Origin of the sequence: Prosthecobacter sp., from assembly GCF_014879935.1 — a bacterium.
Classification (GTDB): Bacteria; Verrucomicrobiota; Verrucomicrobiia; order Verrucomicrobiales; family Verrucomicrobiaceae; genus Prosthecobacter.
This window is the reverse complement of record NZ_JACSRD010000182.1, coordinates 25,538-37,196: the sequence shown is the minus strand read 5'-3', so window position 1 is coordinate 37,196 and position 11,659 is coordinate 25,538. Positions and strand designations below refer to the sequence as shown.

5 protein-coding genes are annotated in these 11,659 nt (G+C 62.1%); 2 read left to right on the top strand and 3 right to left on the bottom strand.

Annotated elements, in window-relative coordinates; translation table 11 throughout:
- The first annotated feature begins 235 nt into the window (after nt 1–235).
- Both IAE77_RS19690 and IAE77_RS19685 read left to right on the top strand, forming a co-directional pair.
- Nucleotides 236–4,258, top strand: a complete 4,023-nt coding sequence (locus tag IAE77_RS19690) for a PVC-type heme-binding CxxCH protein (protein ID WP_294230359.1) — start codon at nt 236–238, stop codon at nt 4,256–4,258.
- A gap of 182 nt (nt 4,259–4,440) precedes the next feature.
- Nucleotides 4,441–8,952 (top strand): PVC-type heme-binding CxxCH protein, encoded by a 4,512-nt coding sequence (locus IAE77_RS19685; RefSeq protein WP_294230356.1) that lies wholly within the window; start codon nt 4,441–4,443, stop codon nt 8,950–8,952.
- Nucleotides 8,953–9,058: 106 nt separating this feature from the next.
- Here the strand turns inward: IAE77_RS19685 and IAE77_RS19680 are convergent, their stop codons facing one another.
- The 3 genes from IAE77_RS19680 to IAE77_RS19670 form a co-directional block, all read right to left on the bottom strand.
- Nucleotides 9,059–9,697 carry a transposase gene (locus IAE77_RS19680; protein ID WP_294230352.1) on the bottom strand — a complete coding sequence of 213 codons (639 nt, stop codon included), beginning with the start codon at nt 9,695–9,697 and terminating at the stop codon, nt 9,059–9,061.
- A 119-nt stretch (nt 9,698–9,816) separates the two neighbouring features.
- On the bottom strand, nt 9,817–10,341 hold the full coding sequence (locus IAE77_RS19675) for a response regulator (protein WP_294230349.1): 525 nt from the start codon (nt 10,339–10,341) through the stop codon (nt 9,817–9,819).
- Nucleotides 10,338–11,642, bottom strand: coding sequence for an ATP-binding protein (locus IAE77_RS19670; protein ID WP_294230346.1), 1,305 nt, complete (start codon nt 11,640–11,642; stop codon nt 10,338–10,340). The genes IAE77_RS19675 and IAE77_RS19670 overlap by 4 nt, the downstream gene beginning before the upstream one ends.
- Nucleotides 11,643–11,659 lie beyond the last annotated feature (17 nt).

Here is an 11,659-nt window from a genome sequence, read left to right as displayed (position 1 = left end):
GCCATGCACCTCTTTTACCACCACAACACCGCTTTTCACCCCTCGACTTGGCCGTTCCGAACCACTAGCCCTCATCCTCAGCCCCCTTTTCCCCAAACAAGTATCCCGGCCAGCGATTAGATCGACAAGTGGGCTCGAGTTTCGTCCGGTTTACCCCACCACTGCGGGATGAAGACTCCCCATCGCCCTTTTCCCCGCAAAAACACGAGGCTATCACACGACTTTACAGCCACGCATGAAATCCCTCCTTGCTCTCGCTTTCCTCACCACGGCCGCATTCGGCCAGCCGCGTGACATTTTTGACTACGCCGGCCAAAACAACGTACCGGCGGGCACGAAGAGGCTCGTTTTCATCGCGGCGAAGGGGACGCATGGGGGCGGCGGTCAGCATGAGTTCCTCGCGGGGGCTTCGTATCTGGCGCGGCGCATCAATGAAACGTATCCGCAGGCTTTTGCGGTGGTGTATCCGGACAGCAACTGGCCGAAGGACCTCACGAAGGCCGATGCGATCATCGTGCTGCTGAATCATGGTGGTCGGGCGGCGGACGATGCGAACATCAAGGCTGCCTGCGATCGCGGGGCGGGCTTTGCGGCGATTCATTATGGCGTGGAGGCGAAGATCGGCTCGCAGGGCAAAAACTACCTCGACTGGATGGGCGGCTTCTTTGAGACGTTTCACTCGGTGAACCCGACCTGGGAGGCGAGCGTGCAGCCAGGCCAGCATCCGGTGGCGAATGGCGTGAAGGCCTTCTCGGCGAAGGATGAATGGTATTACCACATGCGCTTCGTGCCGGAGATGAAGGGCGTGACGCCGGTGCTCAGCGCCATCGCGCCGCTGAACACGGTGAAGTTCAAAGAAGGCGACAAGCCGAGTCCGCACGGTGGCAATCCGCATGTGCTGGCCGATGTGAAAGCGGGCAGGCCGCAGCATCTCGCGTGGGCGTTTGACCGGCCGAAAGGCGGTCGCGGCTTCGGCTTCACGGGCTTCCACTTCTTCGCGAACATGACGAACGACAGCTTCCGCACGACGATGCTGAATGGCGTGGCCTGGGTGGCCGGATTGGAGATTCCAGCGGGCGGCATCGCGTCGAAAACACCGACGCAGGCCGAACTCGATGCGTTGATGGCCGAGGCGCACGGTCCGAAGATCGCGAAGCCTGCGGGCACGGCGAAACCGGTCTTTGAAACACCGGCGCTGACCTCCACGAGCACGCCGCGGCTGGTTTCCATCGACGTGCCGCTGAAGGACGCGAAGGAGCTGTATCTCGTCGTTTCCGATGAAGGCTCGAAGAGCTGCGATTGGTCGAACTGGATCGAGCCACGGCTCATCATGGCCGATGGCTCGGTGAAGGATCTCACCACGCTGAAGTGGAAGGGCGATGACGCGGGCTTTGGCCGCACACGCATCGGCACGAATCACACCGGCAAGCCAATGCTCGTGGACAAGCAGACCTACGCGAACGGCATCGGCACGCATGCGCCCTCGGCCATCGCGTATGATCTGCCTGCGGGCGTGGCACGCTTCACCGCGAAGGTGGCCATCGACGACGGCGGCATGATGCGCGGCGGCAAGCCGAGCGATGCAAAGGTGAAGTTCCAGGTTTACACCGCGCTGCCTGCCACGCCGGAGGCGAAGGCCGCGGCGAATCCGCCGAACTTCAGCGAAGGCCCGCCGCAGGTGCCGGTGGAGCTTTTCACCGTGCCGGAGGGCCTCGAAGTGACGCTGTGGGCGACGTCGCCGATGCTTTTCAATCCGACGAACATCGACTTCGATGCGCAGGGTCGCTTGTATGTCGCGGAAGGCGTGAACTATCGCGGCAAAGGCGGCCGTCGCAAAGAGGGCGACCGCATTGTCGTGCTCGAAGACACGGATCACGATGGCAAGGCGGACAAGAGCAGCGTCTTCGTGCAGGAGCCCGCGCTCGCGTCGCCGCTCGGCGTCGCGGTGATTGATGGGAAGGTCGTCGTGTCGCAACCGCCGGACCTGCTCGTGTATTCGGATGCCGATGGCGATTTGAAGCCCGAGAAGCGCGAGGTGCTGCTCACGGGTTTCAATGGTCGCCAGCATGATCACAGCCTCCACAGCGTCACCGCCGGACCGGACGGGCAGTGGTATTTCAATCAAGGCAACACCGGCGCCGAGTTCACCGACCGCAGCGGCAAGACCTTCCGCATGGGCAGTCCGTATCAGCTGCAAAACATCGCTGGCATGAAGAGCGACGACGGTCATGTGTGGATCGGCGGCTTCAGCGTGCGCATGAATCCCGATGGCACGCACGTGAGCATCATCGGGCACAACTACCGCAACAGCTACGAGCAGGCGCTCACCAGCTACGGCGATCTTTTCCAAAGCGACAACGATGACCCGCCCGCCTGCCGCGTGACGCATGTGCTGGAGGGCGGCAATGCCGGATTCGCCAGCGCCGATGGTCAGCGCAGTTGGGGGGCGGACAAACGCCCCGGCCAGGACACACCGACCGCCGAGTGGCGTCAGGAAGACCCAGGCACGATGCCCGCGGGCGATGTCTATGGCGGCGGATCGCCCACCGGCGTGGCCTTTTATGAAAATGGTGCCCTCGGTGAAAAATGGCGCGGCCTGCTGCTCGCGTGCGAGGCCGGCAAGAACGTGATTTTCGGCTACCAACCGCAACCCGACGGCGCGGGCTTCAAACTCGAGCGCATGGACTTCATGACGTCGAACAAAGAGAAGCAGTGGGCCGGCAGCGACTTCCTCGGCGGCAAGGAAACCAACGAGCTCAAAACCAAATTCCGCCCCAGCGATGTCTGCGTGGGCCCCGATGGCGCTTTGTATGTCGCCGACTGGTTTGATGCGCGAGTCGGTGGTCACGGCACGCGCGATGATGGCTTCACCGGAGCCATCTACCGCATCGCGCCGAAGGGCTTCAAGAGCGTGGTGCCCAAACTCGATCTCAACACCATCGAAGGCCAGATCGCCGCCCTGAAGAGCCCCGCCGTGAACGTGCGCAACAGCGGCTTCAACCGCCTGAAAGCCGCCGGAGCCAAAGCCGTGCCTGCCGTGGCCGCTTTGCTCAACGACAGCGATTCCTTCATCGCAGCGCGTGCCGTGTGGCTGCTCGCGCAACTCGGCGATGAAGGCATCGCGAAGGTCAAACCCTTGCTGGAGTCCAAAGACGCCACGCAGCGACTCGTCGCGTATCGAGCGCTGCGTCGTGCGAATCATGAGGTGGAGTTGATGGCGCATAAGATGGCTACCGACAGCGATGCCGCCGTGCGTCGCGAGGTGGCACTGACGGTGCGAGACATGCCCGCAAGTCATTGCGGGCCCGTTCTTGTGGAAGTCGCTCATGCGTTCGACGGCAAGGATCGGGCCTACCTCGAAGCCCTCGGCCTCGGCAGCGAAGGCAAGGAGAGCGAACTCTTCAAAGCCCTGACCACGGGGCACATGCAAGGCTGGAAGACGTTCCAGCCGCTTGCCTCCGAAGACAGCGCCACCTGGAGCGATGCCTTCGCCCGCATCGCATGGCGTCTGCATCCGCCGGAGGCTGTGGAGGCATTCAAGGCCCGTGCGCTCAACGACAAGCTCAGCAAAGACCAGCGCCAGCTCATGCTCACCGCCCTCGCCTTCACCGAAAGCGCCGAAGCCGCTGGTGCGATGATCGAACTCGCCCAGAAGAAGGATTTTCCTCTGCAAGACATGGCCAAGTGGTGGCTCATGAACCGCAAAAACAACGATTGGAAGGCCTACGACGTCGAGCAGAGCCTCAAAGCCCTCGGCATCTACGATCCCGACAAAGTGCAGCTCACCGCCAGCCCGCTGCCGCCGTTGCCCGCGAACGCGAAGGCCTTCGACCTCAAAGCCATCGCCAAACTCCACGGTGACCCCAAACGCGGAGCCACTGCCATCGCCACCTGCTACACCTGCCACCGCTTTGGCAGCAACGGCATCGACTTCGGCCCCGATCTGACCACCTTCGCCAAACAACAAACCGCCGACGTCCTCATCCAGGCCATCGCCGAGCCCAGCAAAGGCATTTCGCACGGCTTTGAAGGCAGCGAGATCACCACCACCGACGGCCTCAGCATCACCGGCATCGTCCTGACCAGCGGCGACCCCGTCCTCATCAAATGCATGGGCGGCGTCGTGCAGACCGTGCCCAAAAAACGCATCCAGAGCCTCCAAAAGCTCAAAGGCCGCAGCCTCATGTTCGAGCCCTCCATGCTCGGCCTCACGGAGCAAAGCATCGCCGACATCGTCGCGCATTTGAAGAGCCTGTGAGCAGGACCTCATTGACCTTGATGACATCAGTGACGTCAATCCGGTCAACAAAGTCACTACGGTCAAACTCCCGCCCCTATTTTCGTCCGGTTTCAGCCCCTCGCGTGAGATAGAGGCTCCAAATCGTCTCATTCGCCGCAAAAACACCCGGCAAAACGACGACTTAGAAGCCTCTCAACCGCATGAAACGCATCCTCCTCTCTCTGTTCACGTTTGTCTCGTTCGCGACTGCCGCGCCGCTGGTGTTTGAAGGCACTAACGGGCCGGGCAAAGGCAAGCACATTGTCTTCATGGCGGATGACCATGAGTATCGCTCGGAGGAGTCGCTGCCGGGGCTGGCTCGGCTGCTGGCGAAGCATCAGGGCTTCAAGTGCACCGTGCTGTTCGGCATCGATAAGGAATCGGGCGAAATCGTCGCGGGCGATGCGTCGAACATGCCGGGCATCGAGGCGCTGGACACCGCCGATCTCGCGGTGGTGTTCCTGCGCTTCCAAAACTTCCCGCCGGAGCAGATGAAGCACTTCGATGACTACCTGAAGCGCGGCGGACCGGTCGTCGGCCTGCGCACGGCGACGCATGGCTTCAAGATTCCGAAGGACGCGCCTTACGCGAAGTATTCCTTCGACTACAAGGGCAGCGATTATGAGCTCGGTTTCGGCCATCAGGTGCTCGGGCAGACGTGGGTGGGCCACTACGGCACGAATCACAAGCAGAGCACTAGCATCGCCATCGTGGATGCGCTGAAGCAGCATCCGATCCTGCGCGGCGTGAAGGACATCTGGGTGCAGGCGGGCGGTTACGTCGGCAAACCGACCTCTGGCGAGATTTTAACCATGGCGCAGCCGCTGAACGGCATGACGCCCGATTCACCCGCCGACACCACGAAGCCGCCGATGCCGAGCGAGTGGACCCGCAGCTACAAATCCGCCTCGGGCAAAGAAGGTCGCGTTTTCACGTCGCTGTATGGCACGTCGGAGGACATCACGAATGACGGCTATCGTCGCCTGCTCGTGAACGGCATCTTCTGGGCGCTCGGTTTGGAAGAGCAGATCAAAGCAGACCTCAACATCGCCTTCGTCGGCCCCTTCAAGCCGAACACCTTCGCCGGCGGCGCGTATGCCCGCGGCATCAAACCGGAGATGTATGCCAGTTGGGACTCGCCGATCCCGGCGAATGCGAACACAAAGAAGCCTGAGAAGCCGAAGAAGGCCGAAAAAGCGGCTGCTGCGGCCTCGGTGGATGCGAAGCCGACCATCGCCACGGGTAAGCCGGCGCGTTTTGTCCGCATCGAGATCCCGGGTGAGCGTCAGTGCATCCAGATCGCGGAGATTGAGATCGTGAGCGGTGGCAAAAACATCGTGAAGGGTGGGAAGGCGACGCAATCGACAACGGGACACGGTGGTGATGCGAGTCGGGCGATGGATGGCGACAAATCGCGCAACTACGGCAAGGGCATGACGCACACACAGGAGAACAAGCCGAATCCGTGGTGGGAGGTCGATCTGGGCTCGGCGCAGGCGATTGACTCGATCAGCTTGTGGAGCCGCGAGGGCTTCCCGGAGCGTCTGGGCGGCTTCACGCTGAGTTTGCTCGATGATTCGCGCCAAGCGGTGTTTGAGGTCAAAAACGTCGCGGCGGGTGAATCGTTGACGATTGATGTCAAAGGCGGCGGGAAGGTCGCTTATCTCACCTTTGATGGAAAACCGGGCAAACCGGCGGTGAAGAGCAGTGGCGGCGGAAACTCAGGCCCACCGGAGCCGACACTCGTCGAAGTGCCTGCGGACTACAAGGACACGCTGCCGTTTGCGTTTAGCAAAGGCGATGTCGTGGCGATCCTGGGCAATGGTTTGCCGGAGCGTATGCAGCACGATGGCTGGATGGAGACGGTGCTGCAAAGTGCCTTGCCGGAGATGCAGGTGCGCTTCCGCAATATGAGCACCAGCGGCGACCGCCCGAACTCGTATCCGCGCAGTCCGGGGCAGATCTCGATGGGCCATTACCTCCAGCATGTGAAGCCGGATGTGGTGTTCGGGATGTTTGGCTACAACGAGTCGTTCGAGAACAAGCCTGCCGACTTCAAGGCGCAGCTCATCGAGTTCGTGAAGAAGACACGCGGCACGAAGCCGAACGGCAAATCCTTCCCGCGAATCGTGCTCTTCAGCCCGATCGCGCATGAGGACACTCGCAATCCGAACGTGCCCGATGGCAAGGCGCACAACGCACAGCTCGAAGCCTACACGAAGGCCACGGCAGATGCCGCAGGCGAGGCCGGCGTGGCGTTTGTCGATCTGTTCCATCCCTCGCTGGAGCTTTTCAAAGCCGCGAAAGAGCCGCTGACGATCAATGGCGTGCATCTCACGGATGAAGGCAATCGCCAGCTCGCGGAGGTGATCGCGAAGGCGTTGCTGGGCAAGGAGGTGAGCGCCTCGGCTTCGATGGAGCCGCTGCGTGAGGCAGTCGTGGACAAGAGCTACCACTGGTATCAGCGCTATCACGCGAGCGATGGCAATGACGTGTGGGGCAGCCGTTCGACGCTGGCTTTTGTGGATGGCCAAACCAATGGCGTGGTGTTGCAGCATGAGCTGTCGATGCTCGATGTGATGACCGCGAATCGCGATGAGCGCGTTTGGGCGCGCATCAACGGTGGCGACAAGAAGATCGACGACAGCAATGTGCCGAAACCTGTCGAAGTGAAGTCAAACGTCGGCGGCGGCAGCAAAAGCAGCAGTGCGCAGAAAGAAGGCCGCCTCGTCTATCTCGATGGCGAGGAAGCGATCAAGCACATGGCGGTGAAGGCGGGTTTCGAGGTGCATCTCTTTGCCGATGAGAAGAAATTCCCGCAGATCGCGAATCCGGTGCAGATCAATTTCGACGTGAAAGGCCGCCTCTGGGTGGCCGCGTGGGCCGATTATCCGAAGTGGGAGCCGCTGAAGGAAAGCAAGGACGCGCTGCTCATCGTCCACGATGACAACAACGACGGCAAAGGTGATCGCATCACCGAGTTCGCGAAGGTGAACAACCCGCTCGGCTTTGAGTTCTGGAATGGCGGCGTGCTCGTCACACGCCAGAGCGAGCTTTTGTATCTGAAGGACACCGATGGCGACGACAAGGCCGATGTACGCATCATCATGCTGCAAGGCCTCGACTCCTCGGACACGCATCACGGCGCGAACAACCTGATCTACGGCCCCGATGGCGGCATCTACTGGCAGAGCGGCGTCTTCATGCAGCACAATCACGAGCACCCGTGGGGGCCGTCGCTCCAGGCCACATCGAGCGCGATGTATCGCTTTGATCCGCGCCGCTTCACCATCTCGAAGCACGCCGACAACTCGCCGAACCCGCACGGCACCAGCTTTGACTACTGGGGCTACCACTACGCCACCGACGGCACCGGCGGCCGCGCGTATCAGGTGCGGCCTGAGGGCACGAGCTTCAAAATGTATGAACTGCTCAAGAAGGAAGTGCGCCCCGTCACGGCGAGTGAGATCGTCAGCAGTACCCACTTCCCCGAAGACATGCAGGGCGACTTCCTCATCTGCAACGTCATCGGTTTCCTCGGCGTGAAGCACTACGATCTCGCCCGCGATGCGGAAAAAGCCACCGTCTGGGGCGAGCCTGCGGGCGATGAACTCGTGGTCAAGGTCACGCAGGCCGATGGCACCGTGGTCGAGGAAAAAGCCCGCGGCTTCCTCATGAGCGGCGATAAAAACTTCCGTCCGTCGGACGCCGTGTTCGCCCCCGATGGCTCGCTGTATTTGGCCGACTGGCAGAACGTGATCATCGGCCACATGCAGCACAACGTGCGCGATCCGAATCGCGACCACGGCCACGGCCGCATCTACCGCATCACCGCCACCGGTCGCGAGTTGCAAAAGCCCGTCGCCATCGCTGGCCAGCCGATCCCCGCGCTGCTCGATGTCTTGAAGCACCCCACCGACAGCATCCGCCAACGCGCCCGCATCGAACTCAGCGCCCGCGATTCCAAGGAAGTCATGGCCGCCACCACCGAGTGGATCAAGCAGTTCGACCCCGCGAAGAAAGAAGACGCGCATCATCTCCTCGAAGCCCTCTGGCTCAGCTCGCAGCATAACATGCGTGACCTCTCCTTGCTCGCCCGTTTGCAAACCTCACCCGAACCCCATGTGCGTAATGCCGCCAACGTGGTGCAGCATTTGTGGTTCAACGTCGAAGCCACCATGAAAGGCGGGGTCCTAGCGGGCGACGTGGAGGAGAAGATCAAGGTCACCATTCCGCCCCACCTCGCCAAGAAAGATCATGAACTCTTCACCCTCGGTGCGGCCGTTTTCCACCGCGATGCCCATTGCGTCACCTGCCATCAACCCACTGGCGAAGGCCTGCTCAACGTCTATCCGCCGCTCAAAGGCAGCCCATGGGTCTCCGGCAGCGAGGAGCGCCTCATCAAGCTCACGCTGAACGGCCTGTGGGGCAAAATCGAAGTCAACGGCAAGATCTTCGACTCCGCTCGCGGCGTGCCCCCCATGACGCCCTTCGCCTCCCTGTTGAACGACAAAGAACTCGCCGCCGTCCTCACCTTTGTGCGCAACTCGTGGGGCAACCAAGCCCCCGCCGTCGCCCCCGAAACCGTCACCCGCATCCGCACCGCCACCAAAGGCCGCAGCATGTTCTGGACGCCCGAGGAACTGCTGAAGGACCACCCGCTGGAGAAGTAATGGGGACATTCCTGTCCCCTCAGGCCGTAGTGGGGGCATTCATGCCCCCACTCTGACGAGCGAGGAATCGCCCGGATGCGTCCCAGACGAGCCAGGAATGGCCCGGTTACTTCAGCACATGCTTTTCGATGAGGGTGAAGTCACCTTCGCGCAGTTTTGCCTCCACGGGATTCCTTCGGATGTAGTCGCGAAACGCCCGTAGCTCATCGTAATCCCGCACGATGCGGTTGTAGCTGTCTTCCATCCAGAAGGGCTGTCCTGTGCGGTTGAGGTGCGAATTGCAAACGCGGGCGCTGGAGCCCTTCATGCCCCCGATGAGCTTGAAGACGTTTTCGTCGTCGTTTGGCTTCACAAGCAGATGAACGTGATTGGGCATGATGACCACGGCGTCGAGATGGAGACGGATGCCATCAAACTTGGTGATCGAGTCCTCCACGAGTTGGCGAACAGCGGGATCACGCAACGCGCAGCTTCCATGTCCTGCATCCAGCCACGCGTCCATGCGCTCGGTGAAGCGCTCGGCGTATTCCAGTGTGTCTATCTGCGACCAAGGCTGTGGGTGATGGGCAAGCCACGCGGCTCGTTGGTGAATCCACTCATTCAGCAGGCTCTGCGGCACCGAATCGGCGAGGCGGAAGGTGAAGAAGTAACTGGTGCCCGGCTGCACCCAATGCGGCAGTGTTTGCTGGGTGATTTCGACCGGTAATTGACGGCTCAAGCACTGAAACGGCACAGTGGAAGGCATGAAACGTAATCGGGGCATTCCTGCCCCGCTTCAAGGTGGTAATGGGGACATTCCTGTCCCCACTCAGACGGGCGAAGAATCGCCCGATTACGGCCAAGCTCGGGCCAGGAATGGCCCGATTACATTCCGGGAGGCATCTTCGCGAGTTTGCGTTGCAGGGTGCGGCGGTCGATGCCGAGGGCTTCGGCGGTGTGGGAGATGTTGCCGTCGCAGTCGTGGAGGACGCGCTGGATGTGCTCCCATTCGAGACGGGCGAGGCTGGGCACGTCGTTGGCGGAGGGACGTGGCGAGGCGGTGCTGCGGCCTTGCAGGGCGGCGAGCACTTGATCGGCGCTGGCGGGCTTCAGCAGGTAGTCGTCGGCGCCGAGGCGCACGGCTTCGAGGGCACCGGGGATGCTGCCGTAGCCAGTGAGCACGATGAGGCGGGCCTGCGGCAGCTTCTGGCGCAGCGTGGGGATCAAGGTCATGCCGTCCACCGCGCCGAGTCGCATGTCGAGCACGATGGCGTCGATGCCACCGGACTCGACCAAGCCGAGCGCTTCATGCTTGCCGGCGGCTTGCAGCACTTCGCAGCCACGACGTCGCAACGCGAGCGCCAGCGTGGCGCGAAAGCCGTCGTCGTCTTCGATGAGGAGCACGTTCATGAGTTGGTGGAAGGTGGTTGAGGCAGCGTGAGTGTCACGCGGGCACCACGTTGCGGGAGGTTTTCGACTTCGACACTGCCCTGCATGGACGCGGCGAGTCGGCGCACGAAAAACAAACCGAGGCCCATGCCGCTGCCGGGATCTCGCGTGCTGCGAAAAGGCTCGCCCCAATGGCGCAGCATCTCGTCGGTGAAACCGCTGCCGCGATCTTCAACGATGAAGCGCAGGGCCTCCGAAGCCGTTTCGACACGCAACACGACCTTTTCCTCATCAGCGGAGGCCAGCAGCGCATTGCGCAAAAGCACGAGCAAAGCCTCGCGCAGGCCCGCACAGGCCACCGGGGCCTCTTTGGCCTTCAAATTGAGCTTCACACGTGCTCGCTGAGTTTTGGGCAGTTCGTCCAAAGCGGCCTCCACCGTGCGCCAGACCACGCAGGGCTCGGCGGAGCGTCCGGTGGCCTCCTGGCCGAGTTCGCGGAGGCGTTGCAGCACACGCTGGCAGCGCTCGGCCTCGCGCAGGATGATGGCGGCCGTTTCGGCATCGGGCTGAGCTTTCATCTCCTCCGCCGCCAGTGCGATGGTGCCGAGCGGTGTGCCGAGTTCATGCGCGAAACCAGTCGCCAGCGCTGCGACGGACAAAAAGCGCTCGCGTGACTCCAGTTCACGCCGCAGACGCTCGCGTTCCTTTTGCAACCGATGCGAGCGACGTCGCAACGCGAGCAGCAGCGTGAGCACAAAACCACCCGCGAGCACCAGCGCGGTGAGAAAGCCCTGCGTGAACCGCTCCGGCGGCACGGGCGAGCCATCCTGCATGACCAGTGGCACCGCTCGCTGCCACAGCCAGAGAAACGCGCCGGTCATGAGCACGCCGAGGCTGACGACGGCGGAGGCTCGCAGCGCCACCGCGGCCAGCGTGAGCTGCACGAGGTAAAAAAGCGCGAACGGATTCACCAAGCCACCCGTCCAGTGCAGCAGAAACGTCAGCGTGAGCGAATCCCACAGCAGGATGTGAAAGAAGCCGTCCTGCATCTCCCAATGAATCTGCCGCAGCCACCATTCGAGCACGGCGTTGCTGATCAGCGTGATTGCCACTGCACCGCCGCATTGCCACCACGGCACCTCCACGCCGAGCCGCCACACGATGAAAAGTGTCACGCTCTGCCCGATGGCCGCAAGCCAGCGTAGCAGCACGAGCACTCGGGCCGAGAGCGCTCCACCGGCCCACACCTCGCTCACGCCCAGCCAGCGCTGCCAGCGCTGCCAGCGTGGTGGTGATGGTTTTGGATGGGAGGCGTGAGGCATGAGTATTCGGGCCATTC